We start from the raw sequence: 20115 nt of genomic DNA on the forward strand, positions 1-20115 counted from the left end.
CCTCGGACCGCCCGCGCTAGAGCGCAGGCGACGAGATTGACCGCAGGCGCGACGACGGTGGACCGACGGAGTCTGCGAGCCCCACCACGCCGCTAAGCTCTTGCCCACCGGCCGAAGGGTCCCCATGCGCACCACGCGAGCCAGACCATGACCCACGAGGAGCTCAACCTCGTCGTGCTGGCCGTGTCCGGCATCTTCCTCGCGGCCGTGGTCGCGGTGCGGATCTCCTCGCGCAGCGGGATGCCCGGCATGCTGCTCTACCTCGGCATCGGCCTGATCATCGGCGAGGCGGGCCTGGGCATCCGCTTCGACGACAGCCAGCTCGCGTTCAACCTTGCCCTCATCGCCGTCGCCGTCCTCCTCATCGACGGCGGCTTCACCACCCGCTGGGCGGACCTGCGCCCCGTCGCTCTCCGCGCCGGGATCCTGGCGACGGCGGGCGTCATGGTGAGCGTCGCGGTCGCGGCCACCTTCGCCGTCCTGATCCTGGACCTGGACCTCCGCACCGCGATCCTGCTCGCCGCCATGGTGTCCTCCACGGACGCGGCCGCTGTCTTCGCGATCCTGCGCCGGCTGCCGATCAAGCGCCGCGTCCGCACCACGCTGGAGGGCGAGTCCGGGTTCAACGATCCCCCGACGATCGTGCTCGTCAGCGTCGTCGCCTCGGACGCCTGGAGCGAGGGTTCGGTTGCCGCGATGCTGGGCACGGCACTCTTCCAGCTCGTCGCCGGGGCGCTGATCGGGCTGATCATCGCCCGCATCGGGCAGGTGCTGCTGGGCCGGATCTCCCTCCCGTCCGCCGGGCTGTATCCGTTGGCCACCCTGACGATCGCGATGGCGGCCTTCGCGACGGCCGGCATCGCGGGGGGTTCCGCCCTTCTGGCGGCCTACGTGGCCGGGATCTGGCTCGGCAACCAGGCCCTCCCCCACCACTCCACCACCGAGGGCTTCACCGAATCCCTCGGGTGGCTGGCGCAGATCGCGCTGTTCATCATGCTCGGGCTGCTGGCCTCACCGGCCGAGCTGCCGGGCGCCATCGTCGACGCCCTGGTGATCGGTTCCGTCCTGACGTTCGTGGCACGCCCCCTCTCGGTGTGGTTGTGTCTGGCCCCGTTCAAGGTGCCCTGGCGCGAGAAGGCGTTCACCTCCTGGTCCGGGCTGCGCGGCGCCGTGCCCATCATGCTGGCCACCATCCCGCTCACCGAGAACCTGCCCTACGCCAGCCACATCTTCCACGTCACCTTCCTGCTGGTGGTCACCTTCACCCTGCTGCAGGGCCCGACCCTGCCCCGGTTCGCGCGGTGGATGGGCGTCACCGAGGCGATCTCACAGCACGCCGTCACGTTCGACTCCTCGCCCCTGGAGGGGATCGACGCCACCCTCGTGCAGGTCACCGTGCCCCCCGGCAGCCGCCTCACCGGCATGTACGTCGACGACCTCCGGCTCCCCGGCGGCGCGGTGGTGTCCATGGTGATCCGCGGCGACGCCATCCTGGTCCCGGACAGGAGCACCCGCCTCCGCGAGAACGACCAGCTCCTGCTTGCGGCGCGGACGGACCTGGTTGAGCGCACGCAGCGCCGCCTGGAACTGCTCCACGAGGGGGGCGCCCTGGCCCGATGGGTGACCTCTGGCCGGAACCGTCGACGGCTCACCGACGACGCCTGAGCGGAAAGCTCACGCTCACCGGCTTGCCGCGACACAATGGGGTCCCAGAGAAAGGACCACCCATGACCGACTTCTGGAGCGAGGACCCGCGCAGCGCCCTGCGCGTCGGACCCGACTTCGACCTGTCCACCTTCGACCGGGCCGGCACCCCGGGCTGGACGGGCGACAAGGATCAGGCCGAGGAGACCATGAAGGAGCGCGGGGAGTTGCTCTCCGAGCTTCAGGAACGCCTCTTCGCCCATGGCCGCGCAGGGGGCAACCGCAAGGTCCTCGTCGTGGTGCAGGGCCTCGACACGGCCGGCAAGGGCGGCATCACCCGCCACGTGATGGGAATGGTGGACCCGCAGGGGGTGGCGCTGCGCAGCTTCGGGGTCCCCACCCCCGAGGAGCGGCGGCACCACTACCTGTGGCGGATCAAGCGCGGCCTCCCCCGCCCCGGGCTGATCGGCGTGTTCGACCGCTCCCACTACGAGGACGTGCTCGTGGTGCGGGTTGAGGAACTCGTCGAGGAGGAGGTGTGGCGCAAGCGCTACGCCGAGATCAACAAGTGGGAGAAGTCCCTCGTCGACGACGACACGATCGTGATCAAGCTCGCGCTCATGGTCTCGCACGACGAGCAGGGCAAGCGACTCATGGAACGCCTCGACCGCCCCGACAAGCGGTGGAAGTTCAGCTCCGGCGACCTCACCACCCGCGCGAGGTGGGACGACTTCCAGGAGGCCTACGCCGACGTGTTCCGGCTCACCTCCACCGATCACGCCCCCTGGTACGTCCTGCCCGCGGACCGCAAGTGGTACTCGCGGCTGGCCGCCACGGAGATCCTCACCCGCGCCCTCGTCGACATGGACCTCAAGTGGCCGCAGCCGCGGTGGAAGCCGGAGGTCCAGCGACGGCAGCTGGCCGCGACGATGTCCCCAGCGGCCCTCGCGGAATCGATGGCGGACACGGAGGCCGTGGTGATGAAGGCCCTCGAGTCAAGCACCGAGGTACGCGAGGAAGCCGTCATGCTGCGCGCCAAGGGGCAGGGCGACGACGCCCATGCGGCCGCGCTGGAGGGGCTCCGGGTCAAGAGGGAGGGCCTGCTGGCCGATCTGGAGCGGACGCTGGCCCACAAGCGGGAACTGCTCGCCGGCGTCGGGCCAGATCTCCTTCCCACATCTGGCGACGACGCTGCGCCGGAGAAGGTGAAGAAGAACAAGAAGAAGGGCGGCAAGGGGAAGAAGAAGTGACGCGTGGCGGCGCTGGTCAGGCCGTGGCCAACGGCGCAGCCAGCGCCGCCCGCTCCTCCGAGCTGAGGCTCTCGGCCAGGCGTCGCAGCGCATCGATGCGCACGTCCGGTGCCACCGGCTCCAGCAGTCGCTCCATGTCGCGGGCCACGACATCTGCCTGGGGCGCCATCGGCCGGTACTGCCATGCGCGGTTCACCAGCTCCCGCGACACCAGGCTCTTCTTCGCGAGCCTGTCCAGCACCGTCATGACGGTGGTGTAGGCAAGTTCGCGTTCCCGGTTGAGCTGCACGTGCACGTCCGCCACGGATTGGGGCACCCCGGAGGACCACAGCAGCTCCATGACGCGCTGCTCGAGTTCTCCACGTGAGGGCATGGGGCTAAGCATAAGGGGCGATGTCACCCCCCGGGGTGGACTCGTTGGGCAAATACGACCCGGGGTAGTACCGTCCAGCTATGGATGCTGTGACCCTGGCGCGGTGGCAATTCGGAATCACCACTGTCTACCACTTCCTCTTCGTCCCCATCACCATCGCGATGTCGATGCTGGTGGCGGTTCTCCAGACCTTCTGGGTGCGCACAGGCAACGACGCCTACCTGCGGCTCACGAAGTTCTTCGGGAAGCTCTTCCTCATCAACTTCGCCCTCGGCGTGGTCACGGGAATCGTGCAGGAGTTCCAGTTCGGCATGAACTGGTCCGAGTACTCGCGCTTCGTCGGAGACGTTTTCGGGGCCCCGCTGGCGCTAGAGGCCCTCCTCGCGTTCTTCCTCGAATCCACCTTCCTCGGCCTGTGGATCTTCGGCTGGGACAAGCTGCCCAAGAAGATCCACCTGATGACCATCTACATGGTGGCGTTCGGCACGATGCTCTCGGCGGTCTTCATCCTGGCCGCCAACTCGTGGATGCAGAACCCCGTCGGCACCGTGTTCAACAACGGCCGCGCCGAACTCGACGGTGTCGCGGGATTCCTCGAGGTGCTCACCAACCCCGTCCTCCTGGTCACCTTCCCGCACGTCATCGCGTCGTCCTACATGGTGGCCGGCGGCCTGATGGCGGGCATTGCGGGGTGGCACCTCGCCAAGATCAACCGCGACGGCGAGTCCAGGCCCGGCGACACCAGCGCCTACCGCTTCTCCGTGCGGATGGGCGCGTGGGTCCTGCTGGTGTCCTCCGTCGTGGTGGTCTTCACCGGGGATCTGCAGTCGAAGATCATGACGCAGGTCCAGCCCATGAAGATGGCCGCCGCCGAGGGGCTCTTCTACACCGAGAAGAACGCATCCTTCTCCATCGTCACCATCGGCTCCCTCGACGGCACGGAGGAGGTGTGGTCGCTCCGGATCCCCGGCCTGCTGTCGATCCTGTCCGGCCATGAAGAGGTCAAGGGCATCAACGACCTCCGCGAGGAGTTCGAGACCGAGGGCTTCCGCCAGTTCGACGGGACCCAGACCACCATCCAGGAGCAGTACGCGGCCGAACTCTCCGCCAACTACCCGGACCTGGACCCCATGCCCATCGTGCCGGTCTCCTATTGGACCTTCCGGCTGATGATCGGCCTGGGGTTCGCGGGCATGGCCATCGCGGCGCTCACGCTCTGGGTGACCCGCAGGGAGCGTCTCCCGCAGCCGAGCACCCTGTGGACGTGGCTGATGTTCGCGATGCCGCTGCTGCCGCTGTTCGCGATCTCGTTCGGCTGGATCTTCACCGAGATGGGCCGCCAGCCCTGGATCGTCGCGGGCGTGATGCCGACGGCGTCGGGTATCTCCCCCACCGTCAGCGTGGGCGAGGTGCTGTTCTCGATGATCACCTACACGCTCATCTATGGCGGCCTGGCCGTGATCGAGGTGTGGCTGTTCCTCAGGTACGCGAAGGCGGGCCTGCCAGACGTCGCACCCATCGAGGTGCAGACGGATCCCGACGCCCCCATGACCTTCGCGTACTGAGAGAGGAGAACCAGAGATGATCACCCTGCTTGAAGCGACGGTGTCGGTTCCGACGCTGCCCATCGTGTGGTTCCTGCTGGTCACCGTGCTGTGGCTGGGCTACTTCTTCCTCGAGGGCTTCGACTACGGCGTAGCCATGCTGATCCCCGTCCTGGGGAAGAACGACAAGGACAAGCGTGTCCTCGTCAACACCATCGGCCCCGTCTGGGACGGCAACGAGGTGTGGCTGCTCACCGCGGGCGGCGCGATGTTCGCGGCGTTCCCCGGCTGGTACGCCTCGCTCTTCTCGGGGCTCTACCTGCCGCTGCTGCTCGTGCTGGTGGGCCTGATCCTGCGCGGCGTCGCCTTCGAGTACCGCTCGAAGCACCCCGACACCCGCTACCGGGCGATGCTGGACTGGTTCGCCACCGTCGGATCGTTCCTGCCCTCGCTGGTGTTCGGCGTCGGGTTCGCCAACTTCGTCATCGGCCTCGCCAACGACGGCCTGCTCTGGAACGGCTCCTTCTGGGGCCTGTTCGGGCCGTTCGCGCTGCTGGGCGGCGTGATGCTGGTGACCCTGTTCCTGGTCCACGGCTCGGCGTTCATCGCGCTCAAGACCAAGGGACACATCCATGAGCGGGCCGAGGCCTTCGGCTCGAAGGTGGGCTGGGCCGCCTCCGCGATGGTGGCGCTGTTCGTGATCGCCCAGAACGTGTTCTGGCCGGCCAACTCCGAGTTCGGTGACTTCACCGTGTTCGCGTGGGGCGCGGGGATCATCGCCATCGTGGCCATCCTGGGCGCCACGCTCATGATCACCAAGGGCCGCGACGGTTGGGGCTTCATCCTGACCGGGGCGACGGTGGTGACGCTGTTCATCGGCATCTTCATTCGTATGTACGGAAACCTTGGGTTCGCGCAGGACGAGACGGTCCCCGTCGACGAGCGCCTCAACATCATCACCGCGGCGTCGTCGGACACCACCCTCACCATCATGACGTGGGCCGCCGTGATCTTCGTGCCGATCGTGCTGGCCTACCAGTCGTGGTCCTACTGGGTGTTCAGCCGCCGCATCTCGACGAAGAACATCCCCGACGAGATGGTCGCCGTCCACTGACCCCGCCCCTCAACGCGCGAGAAGGCCCGCCCCAGACGGGGTGGGCCTTCTCGTCACTCTGGTGGGTCAGGCGCGGCGCGACGACGGGGCGCAGTCCACGCAGACGTCCTCGGGGATGAGGCCCACGCGCATCAGGGCGACGAAGATGGTGCAGCCGAGGCAGAACCCGAGCGCAGCCTCCAGCCCAGGCAGCACGATCATGACGACGGCGAGCGCGGTCGCGGCGACGATGAGGCCCGGGGCCGCGGTGAGGGAGTGGGCAATCCACAGCGCGGTGATGGTCGCGGTCATGACTGCGCCGATCCCGGCGGCGAACCGCTTGGGCGCAAACGGCGTGGGCTGCTTCGGGGCGGCGAGGCGCGGCCGGAGCCAGGCGCCGACGGCGCGCGCGATCGGGCTCCAGCGCGGGCCCCCAGCGGCGCGGAGGATGAAGTCGGCGAAGAGGACGGCGTAGAGCCACCACTGCTGCGTGGCCAGCGCCAGCAGGCCGACGGCCACGACCACCGCCGCGATCAGCCGGACTGTCACGTCGTCGACGAAGGTGGGCACACGCGAAACAGTGATCTGGGGGGCGCGGGTGCTGTCGAGAAGGCTGCGCGTCGCGGGCTTGGTGTCGGTCACGGGTGAGGTCATATCTGGCTGCTCCGGCTCTGCGAGGGGGTGGCTGGCCGGTGGACGACGAGCACGCTGACCACAACAGTTGAAAGGGCAAGAACATTCCCCCCGTGTGCGGCGACGCGCGCGAGTGGTGAGAGACGAAGGCGCCCACCGGCCCCGCAGAAGGCCCCACTGGCCTTGTGGAACACTGGCCAGGTGGCAGGCCCCATCCATCCCCGACTGTTCACCCGCGCCCGCGCCACCCGTGGGTTCATGGTGGCGACGGTGCTCGTCGGCCTGGTCACCGCAGGGCTGCTCATCGTCCAGGCGCGGCTGTTGGCGGACTGGATCACCCTGGCGTTCGAGACTCAGGCCCTGCCGCCGGGGTGGCAGACGGCGCTGCTCCTGCTGGCGGCCGTGTTCCTGGCACGCGGACTGCTGGCCTGGCTGAGCTCAACCCTGGCCCACCGCTCCGCCGCGACAGTCAAGTCCCAGCTCCGCCGCGACATTCTCGCCGCCCGCCTCGACACCCCCGTCGGCGCCGCGTCGTCGGCCTCGCTGATCCGGATCGTCACCCAGGGCCTCGACGCCCTGGACGGTTACTTCTCCAAGTACCTCCCCCAACTGGGCCTCGCCGCGACAGTGCCGTTCCTCGTCGGCGGCGCGATCCTGCTGGCGGACTGGCCCTCTGCGATCATCGTCGCGTTCACCCTCCCGCTGATCCCGGTCTTCATGGCGCTGATCGGCTGGACCACCGAGAAGGCCACCCGCCGCAGCTTCGCCGTGGCGGACCGGCTCGCCAACCACTTCGCCGACCTCATCGCCGGCCTCCCCACACTCCAGGCCTTCGCCCGGGCGCGGGCGCAGAAGCGCGGGGTGGAACTCGGCGAGGAGGACTACCGCGACGCCACCATGAAGGTTCTGACCATCTCGTTCCTCAGCTCGTTCGCGCTCGAGCTGCTGGCCACGCTGTCAGTGGCGGTGGTCGCGGTGACGGTGGGCTTCCGCCTGGTCTACGGCAACGTCGACTTCCCCACCGCCCTCTTCGTGCTGATCCTCGCCCCGGAGGCCTTCCTGCCGGTGCGGCAGGTGGGGGTCCACTTCCACGATTCGGCCGACGGGGTGGCCGCGGCGGACGCCGCCTTCGAGATGATCGACGGCGGGGCTGGGCACGCCGGCACCGAGCCCGCCCCGCGCGGCGGGTCCCTGCGGCTGGAGGACCTCACCTACTCCTATCCCGGCGCCGCGGGCCGGGCCGTCGAGCACTTGAGCGTGGAGGTGGCACCTGGCGAGGTGGTGGCGCTCACCGGCCCGTCGGGCGGCGGCAAGTCGACCTCGCTGGCCATGGCGCTCGGCTTCCTCACCCCGACGTCGGGCCGGGTCACCGTCGACGGCGTGGACCTGACCGGCGTGGACCTCGCGTCGTGGCGGGGGCAGCTGGCCTGGGTGGGCCAGGAGCCCGGAATGCTCAACGGCACGGTGGGCGACAACGTCGCGCTCGGCTGCCCGGGCGCGGCGGAGGATGACATCCGGCGGGCGCTGGACGAGGCGGGGGCGGACTTTGGGCCGGACAAGCCCGTCGGCGACGACGGCGAGGGCCTGTCCGCCGGGGAGCGTCGCCGGGTGGCGCTGGCGCGCGCCCTGGTCCGGATCCGGCTGGGAGGCGCCCGGCTGCTGGTGCTCGACGAGCCCACCGCCGGCCTCGACGCCGCGACGGAGGCGCGCGTCATCGAGGCGGTGCGGGCCACCGGTGCCGGCGCCCTGATCGTGTCGCACCGCCCGGCGGTGCTGGTCGCGGCGGACCGCGTCGTGTCGACGGCGGGCGCTCCGATCCCTGCGGGGGCCGGCCCGCGAAGCAACACCCCGCTCCACGAGGAAGCCCGCCCGCGAAGCAACACCCCGCTCCACGAGGAGGCCCGCCCGCGAAGCAACACCCCGCTCCACGAGGAGGCCCGCCCGCGAAGCAACACCCCGCTCCCCGAGGAAGCCCGCCCGCGAAGCAACACCCCGCTCCCCGAGGAGGCCCGCCCGCGAAGCAACACCCCGCTCCCCGAGGAAGCAGACCCGCCACACTCCACTTCGCTCCCTGAGGAGGCCCACCCGCGGAGCGGCGAGGGCCGTCTCGAAGGGTCGTATCCCGCGACCTCCTCGCCCAGCGCCCCCACCTCCCTGCTCCGCGACCTTCTCGCCACCGCGCCGAAGGCCCGCACCCGCTTCCTGCTCGCCGTCCTCCTCGCCACCTTGGCGTCGGGCTCGTCGGTGGCGCTGATGGGGGTCTCCGCCTGGTTGATCTCCTTCGCCGCCATGGCGCCGCCGGTGCTCTACCTCCAGCCCGCCGCGGTGGGCGTCCGCGCCTTCGGCATCTCGCGCGGCGTGTTCCGCTACGTGGAGCGCCTGGTGGGCCACGACGTCGCACTCCGCCTGCAGGGCGCCCTGCGCGTGCGGATCTACGCCAAGCTGAGCGCGACCACGCTGATCGGGCGGCGCCGCGGCGACCTGCTCACCCGGGTGGTGGCGGACGTCGCGGCCATCCAGGATCTGGTGGTGCGGGTGGTGATCCCCGTCGCCTCCGCCGCGACAGTCGTGGCCGCGACCAGCCTCATGCTCGCCCTCTTCAACTGGCAGAGCGCCGTCGCGCTGCTGGCCACAGCCCTCCTCGCGGGCGCGGTCCTGCCCCTGTGGACGCAACAGGCGAGCCGTGCCGCCGACACCGCGGCCGTCCCCACCCGCGGTCGCCTGGCCGACGGCGTGCGCGAGCTGGCCCGCACCTCCGACGACCTCGTCGCCTACGGGGCCGAAGCCCCCACGCTGGCGCGGCTGCTCGCCGTCGACGAGGAGCTCCGCGGGCAGGAGTGGCGGGGCGCCTGGGTGCGTGGCATCGCGACGGGGGGCCAGGTGGCGGCAGCCGGGATCGCCGTGCTGGCGGCGCTGTGGTTCGGGACGAACGCCGTCGCCTCGGGCGATCTCGACCCCCGTTTCCTCGCCGTCCTGGCCCTGACCCCCCTCGCCCTGCACGAGGTGCTGGGCACCTTCGCGCAGGCGGCGCAGACCGACACCCGCGCCAGGTCCGCGCTGGACCGGCTCGGCGAGGTGCTGAGCGAGCCACCCGTCGGCAATGGCGACGCTGTCGCGGGCGACAACGGCGAGGCGGGGCTGCGCCTGACCGGTGTCGCGGTGGGGTGGCCGGGCGCCGGCCCGGTGCAGGCGGGCATCGAGCTCAGCGTGGCGCCCGGCGAGCAGGTGGCCGTGGTGGGGCCCTCCGGCGTGGGGAAGACGACGCTGGCCGCCACCGTCATGGGCCTGATCCCGCCGCTGGCCGGGGAGGTGCGACGGGGCGGCCGGGTGGGCTACCTGGCGCAGGACGCGCACATTTTCGCCACCACCGTCGCGGAGAACGTGCGCATCGGCAACCGCGACGCCACCGACGACGACATCCGCGCCGCCCTCGCGCGCGCCGGCCTGCCCCTGGACCCTGAGCGCCGGATCGGCGAGGCGGGCACCACGCTGAGCGGTGGTGAGCGACGGCGGCTCGCGATGTCGCGGCTGCTGGTGGGCAGCCCGGACGTCGTCATCCTGGACGAGCCCACCGAGCACCTCGACCGCGAAACGGCCACCGCCCTCATGGACGACGTGTGGCGCGAGTTCGCCGACATGCCGCTACTGGTCCTCACCCACGACCCCGACCTGGTGGCCCGCTGCACCCGCGTCCACCGCTTGGACTCTGCGCCCCGCGCTGCAGGAGTTGGGCCGGAGCCAGCTCTCGTGGCGCGTGGATCGTTCGCACCGGGGCGCCCTCCGGGTTGAGCAGGGTCGCCCCTGGCGGGGCGCCCGTTCCGGGTGGAAAATGCAGATCTGGCTCACTCAGCTGGCCAGGCACGATGGGGCACTTCTGATGAGCCTCTGATCCGGCTCGCGAGCCGTCGCCGCGGGCCGTGTCCGGCCCACACGTCGGCCCTTCCGCCGCCCTTGCGCCGGGGGGCACTATTGGTGCATGCCCGAGCGTGGACGGATCCCCGCCCTTGAGGGGCTTGTCGCGGTGGCGGCCGGCCTTGGGGTCGGGCACGGGCTGTCGGCACTCGTCTCGGCCGGATCCTCGCCCCTGTTCGCGACGGCCAACCGCCTCATCGACCTGACCCCCACCGTCGTCAAGGAATGGGCCGTGGCCACCTTCGGGACGGCCAACAAGCCCATCCTGCTGGTGGGCGTGCTGGCCGTCGTCGCGCTCCTCGGGCTGGCCGTCGGACGCCTCGCCACCCGATCGCTGACGGCCGCCTGGCTGGCCACCGCCGCCCTGGGCCTGGTGGTCGGGGCGGCCGCGCTCACGGATCCCGAGGCGACGCCGCTGTGGGCCGCGCCGTCGGTGCTGGCCGTGCTGGTGGGCGGCGGGATCCTGACGGCCTTCTCCCGCCTCGGAGTCGGCGACGGCGACACACCCGGCCCGGTGTTGAGCCGACGGCGCGTCATCGTCGGGGCGGCCGGTGGCGGGGTGGCGCTGGCGGGGTTCGGGCTCGGCGAGCTGGCACCCACCGGCGCTCCTGGCGGGCCGCCCGTCCTGCCGGTCCCCCCGAGCCCCCTCCCTGCGCGGGCCGCCGGCCTGGAGGGCGAGGTGGAGGGGGTGTCAGAGCTCTACACCCCCAACGCGGACTTCTACCGGATCGACACCTCCCTCAGCCCACCCCGGCTCGACCACCGTGAGTGGCGGCTGAACGTCGAGGGCATGGTGGAGCGCCCGCTGACCCTGACCTGGGACGACCTCCTCGCGCTCGATGTGGTGGAGGCCGACATCACCATGCTGTGCGTGAGCAACCCCGTCGGCGGGCCGTACGTGGGGGCGGCGAGGTGGCTGGGCGTCCGGGTAGCCGACGTCCTGACGATGGCCGGGCCCCTCCCGGAAGCCGACATGGTGATGAGCCGCTCGGTGGACGGGTTCACGATCTCCACCCCCATCCAGGCGCTGACCGACGACCGGATGGCCCTGCTCGCCATCGGGATGAACGGCGAGCCGCTGCCGCGCATCCACGGGGCGCCGGTGAGGTTGGTCACGCCCGGCCTGTACGGGTACGTGGGGTCGACGAAGTGGGTGACCAACCTGAATGTGACCACGTTCGCGCGGGATCAGGCCTATTGGACGGTCCGTGGATGGGACGAGCAGGGGCCGATCAAGCCGGCAAGCCGGATCGACGTGCCTCGCGATGGATCGACGGTGCCGGCCGGCCGGGCGGCCATCGCCGGCGTGGCGTGGGCGCAGGGAATCGGGATCGCGCAGATCGAGGTCAGCATCGACGAGGGGCCCTGGCGGGTGGCGAGTGAGGGCCCCGACGCGGGGATCGACATGTGGAGGCAGTGGACCTACGCCTGGGATGCGACCCCGGGCGAGCATCGGCTGGCCGTTCGTGTCACCGATGCGGACGGTCGGCCGCAGCCCGTCGGCCCCGCGGAGCCGTTCCCCAACGGCGCCGAGGGATACCACGAGGTACGGGTCACCGTCGCCTGAGCCCCGCTGGTTGAGCCAGCCGCGGCGCGAAGCGCCCGCTCAACACCGCTGGTTGAGCCAGCCGCGGCGCGAAGCGCCCGCTGCTGCGTCGAAACCACCCGCACCAGTGCAGTAACCCCGACACGAGTCCTCCCAGCTGACCCCGCCGTCGGTGCCGGGAGCCGTGAGCCGAAGCACGGGCGGCCGCTCTCCCTACGTCAGCACGCACGCGCGCGTTGGCCTCGGGTCAGGCATCGAGGCCGCCCGTGCCTCGCCTCCCGTCTCCCCGCACTCGTCCCCGGTGGCGTCGTCGAGTTCGGGCGCGTGCCGTCAGGGCGGCCTGGCGAGAGTCTGTCGAGGCGGGACGCCAGTCCGGTGACCCTCAAGCTGGGCACCCCGACGCAGACCGCCCTGCCGTCCCCCACCCTGGCACCCATCCGGCGTCTCGCGCCGGCTCGTTTCGGGGCGGTGCCCTTGGCGCCTGCGATAAGTCTGGCCGCCGGTGCTATAGCGCCGGCGGTTGAACTGCGGGCAGGCGGCTGGGGGGCGCCTGCGATACAGCGCAGGCGCCGAGACACAAGCCAGGCCTCCAGACACATGCCAGGCGACGAGACCGAAGACAGGCGGCGGGACGGGACAACAGGGCGGGGGGTGGTGGGGGCCGGGGCAGGTTGGGTGGGCGTTGATGACGGCGTCGCAGCGCGCAGCGCCGCCGCCGGCATCATGGGCGGCCCGGCCCCCACCACACGCCGCCGAACCCGACCACAGCACCACCGCCGTACCAAACCCCCACCACACGCCGCCCAACCCGACCACCACATCACACACCGCCAAGCCCGACCACAGCCTGGAAGCCCGGAACGCGCCCGAAGATCAAGGCAGGACGAACCGCGACGCCAGGACCCTCCCCGCCTCCTCCGCGACACTCGCGGACTCCGTCAGCGCACCCTCGCCCGCGAGATCCCACAGCGACACCGCACCCGCCAGCCCGCCGACGGCGGCGTCGATCCGCCCCGCGACGATCGCGACCCGCCGGTCCCCGGCCATTTCCCGCACGACGGAGACCACCTTGCCTCCGGCCGACTGGCTGTCGAAGCGCCCCTCGCCCGTGATCACCAGGTCCGCGCCGTCCAGCGCCGCCTCCAGACCCACCGCCTCCGCGACGGCCCTGGCCCCCGACTCAGTCGTCGCCCCCCACCGTTGGAGCGCGAAACCCGCCCCGCCTGCGGCGCCGGCCCCGGCGGCCTCGACGTCGCCGCCCAGTAGCTCCGCGAACCGCCCGACGTTGAGCTCCAACTCCTCGACGATCCCCACCCCACCCTTCTGCGGGCCGAACACAGCGGCCGCGCCGAGGGGGCCGAGCAGCGGGTTGGTCACGTCCGAGAGCACCACCGCGCCGCCCGGAGGCGGCGGGGGCATCCCGGAGAGGTCCACCGTCGCCACGCGGGGCAGCGCCGAGTTGCCGGGCGAGGTCACCTCGCGGCCCCCGTCGTCGAGCAGCCGCGCCCCCAACGCCACCAGGAGCCCGGCACCGCAGTCGGTGGACGCGCTGCCGCCGATGGCCAGCAGCAGCCGCGACACTCCCGCCTCCAGCGCCGCCCGGATCGCCATCCCGAACCCGGTGGTGTGCGCACCCCGCGCATCCAGGGGATCGAGGCCGACGATGCCGCACGCGGCGGCCAGCTCGACGACGCCCGTCCCGTCGGGCAGTCTCAGCCACGACGACCCCCTAGGGCGGCCCACGGCGTCGACCACCGCCACCGGCACCCGCTCCGAACCGGGCACAGCAGCGAAGGCGTCCAGGGTTCCCTCGCCACCGTCGGCCATGGGGTGGAGGGCGACGGTGTCGCGGGGGCGGACGGCCAGCCAGCCGGCGGCGATGCGCTCCGCGGCCTCCGCGGCCGTCAGGGTCCCTTTGAAAGAATCGGGCGCGACCACAATGTGCATGGGCTGAGCCTAAGGTGATCGACGGCGTCCGGGGCCGGCCCGGCCAACCCCGGTTACGCGACCGGCGCGAGCCGATAGAGTGACCGGGTGACCTCACCCGCAGTGCCCGGCCGCCGCCTCAAGGTGGCGCAGTTCACGGACAACTACGGGCCCGGCAGCAACGGGCTGATGTTCGCGGTCCAGCAACTCGAAGGCAACCTGTTGGACGCCGGCCACGAGGTGATTGTGGTGGCGCCGGAGACCAAGGGCCCCAACCCGCACCACGGGCGCCCCGGCCGCACCGAGGTGCGCCTGCCGTCGGTCCGCGTGCCGAAGATGCCCACCCGGGTGGCCAATGGCCGCCACTTCGACCGCACCATCGACCAGCTCGGCGAGATGCGCCCGGACGTGCTGCACGTGCACGGATTCGGCACCGTCGGTCTGCTCGGGACGTGGGCGTCGCGGCGGCTGGGGATCCCCATGATGGTGACCTGGCACACGGACTTCGAGGCCTACGGCGACCACTACTCGGCCGTCCTGCCGTTGCTCACGGGCGTGTTGCGGGCGTTCGCGCGGATCACCAAGGGGCAGTTCGTCAGCGCCGAGGACATCCGGCTCGCCGAGATCCGCTACGAGGACCGGGGCAAGTCCACCGCATCGCTGCTCAGCATCTGCGAAAAGATGCTGGAGATGGCCACGCTCACCACCACTCCGTCGCCGAAGACGGCCAGCCGCCTCCGCCTCATCTCCCCGGACGCCAAGATCGTCGTGGTGCCCAACGGCGTGGACCCCCTCCCGCCCGGCCCGCCGCCCTTCCCCCACCCCGAGGGGCCGCTGGTGCTGTACGCCGGCCGGATCGCGCCCGAGAAGGGCATCCCCCTGCTGGCGGAGGCTTTCGACCTCGTGTACGCGCAGCGGCCCGACGCGCGGCTGTGCGTGGTGGGTGACTGGGAGAGGTATCCGCGCATCAAGAAGGTGCTGGCCGACGGCCGGGCCGCGGGCAAGATCATCCTGCCGGGTGAGCAGAAGCGCGACGCGCTGGGCGCGTACTACGGCATGGCGGACGTGTTCGCCTTCCCGAGCCTCACCGACACCCAGGCCCTCGTGCTCCACGAGGCCGCGTTGGCAGGGCTGCCCATCGTGAGTGTGGATCACGAGCTGCAGCTGGTGATCGAGCCCGGCGTCAACGGGGAGATCACGCGCCCGACGGCTGCGTCGCTGGCCGCCGGGCTGATGCGGGTGATCGACCGCCTCGACGACGAGGCCTGGCGTCGGCACGCGTCTGAGCGCTCCATCGAACTGGCGTCGCAGTGGTCGATCGAGTCTCAGGCTGCGGAATTGCTTCGGCTGTACGCGGAGGTCGCGGCCACGCGCTGACCCCTCCCCCGGGCGGAGGCGCGAGGAGCGCTACGACGACCCCAAACCCGCTCCCGCTTGGTCGAGGTGTGGGGCCACTCCCTCTGCAACTTGCTATCCAGAGCGCGGTATCTGTGTATATACGCAGATACCGCGCTCTGGATAGCAAGTTGCAGACCCGTCCTCCCTCGGCGGTGCAGGTGAGGGCTACTTCCCCGTCATGTCCGCCGGAATCACCCACGCGTCGAAGTCCTGACCGCTCACCCCGTTGGCCAGCGCCGACTCCCGCAGCGACGTCCCCTCCTTGTGCGCCTGCTTGGCGATCTTCGCCGCCTTGTCGTAGCCGATGTGCCGGTTCAGGGCGGTCACCAGCATGAGGTTGGTCGACAGGTTGTGCTCGATGCGCGGCAGGTTCGGCTCGATGCCGACGGCGCAATGCTCAGTGAACGACAGCGCACCATCGGCCAACAGCCGGATGCTCTCCAGCACCGCGTGCGCCATCACCGGCTTGAACACGTTGAGCTGGAAGTTGCCCTGGCTGCCGGCGAACCCGACTGTGGCGTCGTTGCCGAAGACCCTCGCCGCGACCATCGTCAGCGCCTCGGACTGGGTGGGGTTGACCTTGCCCGGCATGATAGAGCTGCCCGGCTCGTTCTCCGGAATGTTCAGTTCGCCGATCCCGTTCCGCGGCCCGCTGGCGTACCACCGCACATCGTTGGCGATCTTCATCAGTGCCCCCGACAGCACCCGTAGCTCGCCGCTGACTTCGACGAGCGAGTCGTGGGCGCTCAGCGCTGCGAACAGGTTCTCCGCCTGCTGGAACTCCAGGCCGGTCTCCGCGGTGATCTTCTCAGCCGCCAGGCGACCGAAGTCGGGATGGGCGTTGAGCCCGGTGCCGACGGCGGTGCCGCCGATGGCCAGATCCCGCGCCCGCGAATCCGCGTGCCGGACACCCTCGACGGCGAAGTCCAGCTGCGCCACCCAGCCGCCGAACACCTGGCCCAGCCGGACCGGCGTGGCGTCCTGCAGGTGCGTCCGGCCCACCATCACCACGCCGTCGTACTCATCGGCCTTTGCAGCGAGCACGTCGCGCAGCCGGGCGATGGCCGGGTAGAGCCGCTCGTTGAGCTCCGTCACCACCGCGATGTGCATGGCGGTGGGGAACGTGTCGTTGGAGGACTGGCCGCGGTTGACATCGTCGTTGGGGTGGACCGGCGCCTTCGACCCGCGGACACCGCCTGCGAGCTCGATGGCGCGGTTGGAGATGACCTCGTTGGAGTTCATGTTGGACTGCGTGCCGGAGCCGGTCTGGAACACCACGAGCGGGAAGTGGTCGTCCAGGCGCCCCGCGATCACGTCGTCGGCGGCGCGGGAGATGAGATCCGCCTTGTCTGCGGCCAGCTCCCCGAGCTCGGCGTTCGCCTGCGCGGCGGCCTTCTTCAGCACGCCGAGCGCGCGGATCATGGCACGGCCCCACACGAAGGTGTCGCGGCCGATGTCGAAGTTGTGCAGGCTGCGCTGCGTCTGTGCGCCCCAGTAGCGGTCTTCGGCTACCGGGACCTCGCCCATGGAGTCTGTTTCGATGCGGGTACCCATGAGCCCCAACCTACCCTCGCCGGCGCCTCGCCCGGGCAGAAAAAGAGCTCGGCCGCTGCCCTTGGGGGGGCGGCAGCGGCCGAGCGGTCTTTGGTGACACCAACAGCGTCGGAGATAAATGTACCCGATCCGGTGGCATTCACATGCACTCGCAGTACTGGGTTTTTGGTTTCTTGACGATCTCTTGACTTTGCGCGCCAACACCCCTAGTCAGCGGCGGTTCACGCTCCGAAAGCCCTTCAACCGAAGGCTGTTGAGCACAACAAAAACGCTGGAAAAGGCCATCGCCGCGCCCGCGATGATGGGCGTCAGCATCCCGAGCGCCGCCAGCGGGATGGCCGCGGTGTTGTAGCCGAACGCCCACACCAGGTTGGACTTGATGGTGCGCAACGTAGCCCGCGAGAGGCGGACGGCGTCGACGGCGGCCATCAGGTCGTGCCGCATCAGGGTGATGTCGCCGGCCGCGATCGCAGCATCGGTGCCGGTGCCCATCGCGATCCCGAGGTCCGCCTGCGCGATGGCCGCTGCGTCGTTGACGCCGTCGCCCACCATCGCCACCTGCCGGCCGGCCGCTTGCAGCTCCTTGATGGCCGCGACCTTGCCCTCGGGCGTGACGCCCGCGCGCACGTCGTCGATGCCCACCTGGGCGGCCACCGCTCGCGCCGTGCGCTCGTTGTCGCCCGAGAGCAGCACCGGGTGCAGGCCCAGGGACTTGAGCTCACGGATGGCGGCCGCGGCCGACTCCTTGACGGTGTCCCCGACGATGATCCGGCCCAGCACCCGCTGCTCGTCGGCCACCTCGACGACGCTGCCCACCGGCTCACCTGGCCACGCCACCGGCGCCAGCCCGAGGTCGGCCATGAAGGCCGCCGATCCGGCGAACACGGCCCGCCCGTCGACCACCCCCCGCACCCCGCGACCCGGCACGTTGACGAAGTCCACCACGGCGCCCGGCCGCTCCACCTCGGCCACGATGGCCTGGGCGATGGGATGCTCGGAGCCTGATTCGACGGCGGCCGACAGCCGCAGCAGCTCGTCGCGGGTGACGCCGTCGGCGGTCTCCACCTCAGCCACCGACATCTGGCCGGTGGTGAGGGTGCCGGTCTTGTCGAAGACCACGGTCTCGACGCGGCGGGCGCGCTCCAGCACCTGCGGCCCCCGGATGACGGTGCCGAGCTGGGCGCCGCGACCCGTGCCCACCATGAGGGCCGACGGCGTGGCCAGCCCCAGCGCGCACGGGCAGGCGATGATGAGCACGGCGATGGCCGCCGACAGCGACATCGTCACCCCGTTGCCCACCAGGAGATGCCCGGCCAGGGTCAGCGCGGCAATCACCAGCACGATGGGGACAAAGATGCCCGAGACCTTGTCGGCGAGGCGCTGCACCTCGGCCTTGCCGGTCTGGGCCTCCTCCACCATGGCCGCGATCCGGGCCAGCTGGGACTGCGAGCCGACGGCCGTGGCGCGCACCACCAGCCGCCCCGTCGTGTTGACCGATCCCCCCACCACGATCGACCCCGGCTCCACCTCCACCGGGAGCGACTCACCGGTCATGACGGAGGCGTCGACGGCGGAGCGACCCTCCACCACCTCGCCGTCGGCCGCGACCTTCTCGCCGGGGCGCACCACGATGAGGTCCCCAACGCGCAGGGTCTTGGCGTCCACCCGGCGCTCCTCGCCGTCGACGAGGACGCTGGCCTGCTTGGCGCCCACCTCGAGGAGCGCGCGCAGGGCGGCGCCGGACTCGGTCTTGGCGCGGGCCTCGATATAGCGGCCGAGCAGGAGGAAGGAGATGATGGTGACGGCGGCCTCGAAGTAGATGAATCCGCGCGCGTCCTGCTGGCTGAGGGTCAGCGAGAACTCGTGCTTCATCCCGATCATGCCGGCGTGACCGAAGACCATCGCGTACAGCGACCAGGCGTAGGCGGTGAGCGTGCCCATGGACACGAGCGTGTCCATGGTGGTGGTGCCGTGCCGGGCGTTGGTCCAGGCGGCGTGGTGGAAGTTGCGGCCCAGCCACAGCACGACCACGCTGGAGAGCACCAGCGCCACCCACTGCCAGGCGGGGAACTGCAGGGCCGGCACCATGGACACGACGACGACGGGGATGCTCAGCGCGAAGGACCACAGCACGCGCGGCTTGAGCGCGGCGGCCTCGTCGGCCTTCTCTGCCTCGGGCACCGGAAGCGTGGCGCCGTAGCCGGCCTGGGCGACGACCTCCATGATGCGCTGCGCGGTGACTCCGGTGGGCGCCTCGACGGTGGCGCGCTCGGTGGAGTAGTTGACGGTGGCGGTGACGCCGTCGACCTTGTTGAGCTTCTTCTCGATCCGGGCGGCGCAGGAGGCGCAGGTCATTCCCTGGATGTCGAGTTGGATGGTGGAACTGGCCATGTCGGCCCTCCGATTTCGGGCGCGCGGGTAGACGCGGGCACTGGGGATGTCAGCGGCGCCGACTATGGGCGCCCGGGGGCGGCGGGCGCGGCCCGCCGGTGTCAGGCCTCGACGACGGAGTAGCTGCCCGCTTCGTGGACGGCCTCGATGATGGCGTCGAAGGGGACGCGATCCGCGGACTCGACGAGCATCGCGCCGCTGTCCAGGGTGACGGAGACGTTGATCACGCCGTCGACCTCGGAGACCTCTTCGGTGACGTGGTTGACGCAGTTGCCACAGGTCATGCCCGAGACGGTGTACTTGCTGATCATGGGGTGAATCCTCTCGTGGTGGGTCAGCGGACGAGGCGCTTGATGGCCTGCATCGCTTCGTCGATCTTCTCCTCGGCCTCCGGTCCGCCCTTGCGGGCGGCGTCGGCGACGCAGTGGGAGAGGTGATCGTTGAGAAGTCCGAGGGAGACCGCCTTGAGTGCACTGGTGACGGCGGTCACCTGGGTGAGGATGTCGATGCAGTACTGATCTTCTTCCACCATGCGCGCGATGCCGCGCGCCTGGCCCTCGATCAGCTTCAACCGACGCAGGTACGCAGCCTTCTCGGGCGTGTACCCGTGAGTGGCGTGGCAGCTCTCCTCAATGATGTCGGTCATCGGTCCCCCTTCTCGGTACCCAACATACCCCATGGGGGTATTGGATTCAACTGATCTCATCATGACACGACGGGGGTCCAGGCCCCCGTCCGGGGTGACCTAGGGCCCCACAGGCTGACTTATCCACAGATTGCGCGCCCAGCCTGTGGACATCCCTCGCGGGGCACCCCCGGCACGCCCCCGACGAGGCGCTCGAGGCGCATAT

The 20115-nt window shown here is 70.7% G+C and carries 14 protein-coding genes and 1 pseudogene; 8 read left to right on the forward strand and 7 right to left on the reverse strand.

Translation table 11 applies throughout. From position 1 onward, the window contains the following. Positions 1 to 147: 147 nt before the first annotated feature. Positions 148 to 1665, forward strand: coding sequence for a potassium/proton antiporter (locus H5399_RS13090; RefSeq protein WP_182783387.1), 1518 nt, complete (start codon positions 148 to 150; stop codon positions 1663 to 1665). 62 nt (positions 1666 to 1727) lie between these two features. After that, positions 1728 to 2894, forward strand: a complete 1167-nt coding sequence (locus H5399_RS13095) for a PPK2 family polyphosphate kinase (RefSeq protein WP_182783388.1) — start codon at positions 1728 to 1730, stop codon at positions 2892 to 2894. 16 nt (positions 2895 to 2910) lie between these two features. Here H5399_RS13095 and H5399_RS13100 read toward each other — a convergent pair whose 3' ends face one another. Continuing rightward, positions 2911 to 3267 carry a BlaI/MecI/CopY family transcriptional regulator gene (locus tag H5399_RS13100; protein ID WP_182783389.1) on the reverse strand — a complete coding sequence of 119 codons (357 nt, stop codon included), beginning with the start codon at positions 3265 to 3267 and terminating at the stop codon, positions 2911 to 2913. Between the two features lie 80 nt (positions 3268 to 3347). On the opposite strand from H5399_RS13100, the gene H5399_RS13105 reads away from it, so the two are divergent. Together H5399_RS13105 and cydB are read left to right on the forward strand one after the other, a co-directional pair. Beyond that, positions 3348 to 4832 (forward strand): cytochrome ubiquinol oxidase subunit I, encoded by a 1485-nt coding sequence (locus H5399_RS13105; protein WP_182783390.1) that lies wholly within the window; start codon positions 3348 to 3350, stop codon positions 4830 to 4832. A gap of 16 nt (positions 4833 to 4848) precedes the next feature. Continuing rightward, positions 4849 to 5925: a cytochrome d ubiquinol oxidase subunit II gene (gene cydB, locus H5399_RS13110; protein ID WP_182783391.1), complete on the forward strand. Its 1077-nt coding sequence runs from the start codon at positions 4849 to 4851 to the stop codon at positions 5923 to 5925. A gap of 66 nt (positions 5926 to 5991) precedes the next feature. Here the strand turns inward: cydB and H5399_RS13115 are convergent, their stop codons facing one another. After that, entirely contained in the window at positions 5992 to 6546 is a 555-nt protein-coding gene (locus H5399_RS13115) for a DUF4395 domain-containing protein (protein WP_220491001.1), read from the reverse strand. A 249-nt stretch (positions 6547 to 6795) separates the two neighbouring features. Between H5399_RS13115 and cydD the strand changes: the two are divergent. The 3 genes and pseudogenes from cydD to H5399_RS13125 form a co-directional block, all read left to right on the forward strand. Continuing rightward, positions 6796 to 8334, forward strand: a pseudogene (gene cydD, locus H5399_RS17620) (thiol reductant ABC exporter subunit CydD); the annotation flags it as partial. A 357-nt stretch (positions 8335 to 8691) separates the two neighbouring features. After that, entirely contained in the window at positions 8692 to 10326 is a 1635-nt protein-coding gene (gene cydC / locus H5399_RS17625) for a thiol reductant ABC exporter subunit CydC (protein ID WP_220491011.1), read from the forward strand. Between the two features lie 187 nt (positions 10327 to 10513). Then, on the forward strand, positions 10514 to 12016 hold the full coding sequence (locus H5399_RS13125; protein ID WP_182783393.1) for a molybdopterin-dependent oxidoreductase: 1503 nt from the start codon (positions 10514 to 10516) through the stop codon (positions 12014 to 12016). A gap of 852 nt (positions 12017 to 12868) precedes the next feature. Here the strand turns inward: H5399_RS13125 and H5399_RS13130 are convergent. Continuing rightward, positions 12869 to 13942, reverse strand: a complete 1074-nt coding sequence (locus H5399_RS13130; RefSeq protein WP_182783394.1) for a glycerate kinase — start codon at positions 13940 to 13942, stop codon at positions 12869 to 12871. Positions 13943 to 14029: 87 nt separating this feature from the next. On the opposite strand from H5399_RS13130, the gene H5399_RS13135 reads away from it, so the two are divergent. Next, complete coding sequence (locus H5399_RS13135; RefSeq protein ID WP_182783395.1) at positions 14030 to 15298, forward strand: glycosyltransferase; 1269 nt, start codon at positions 14030 to 14032, stop codon at positions 15296 to 15298. A 186-nt stretch (positions 15299 to 15484) separates the two neighbouring features. Here the strand turns inward: H5399_RS13135 and fumC are convergent, their stop codons facing one another. From fumC to H5399_RS13155, 4 genes are all read right to left on the reverse strand, one after another. Then, entirely contained in the window at positions 15485 to 16873 is a 1389-nt protein-coding gene (gene fumC / locus H5399_RS13140; protein ID WP_182783396.1) for a class II fumarate hydratase, read from the reverse strand. A gap of 210 nt (positions 16874 to 17083) precedes the next feature. Next, the gene (locus H5399_RS13145; protein ID WP_182783397.1) at positions 17084 to 19264 is read right to left on the reverse strand and encodes a cation-translocating P-type ATPase; all 2181 of its coding nucleotides are present in this window, start codon (positions 19262 to 19264) and stop codon (positions 17084 to 17086) included. A 101-nt stretch (positions 19265 to 19365) separates the two neighbouring features. Then, positions 19366 to 19575 carry a heavy-metal-associated domain-containing protein gene (locus tag H5399_RS13150; protein ID WP_182783398.1) on the reverse strand — a complete coding sequence of 70 codons (210 nt, stop codon included), beginning with the start codon at positions 19573 to 19575 and terminating at the stop codon, positions 19366 to 19368. Between the two features lie 23 nt (positions 19576 to 19598). Beyond that, on the reverse strand, positions 19599 to 19910 hold the full coding sequence (locus tag H5399_RS13155) for a metal-sensitive transcriptional regulator (protein WP_182783399.1): 312 nt from the start codon (positions 19908 to 19910) through the stop codon (positions 19599 to 19601). Positions 19911 to 20115 lie beyond the last annotated feature (205 nt).

The organism is Tessaracoccus sp. MC1627 (assembly GCF_014164725.1).
GTDB lineage: Bacteria > Actinomycetota > Actinomycetes > Propionibacteriales > Propionibacteriaceae > Arachnia.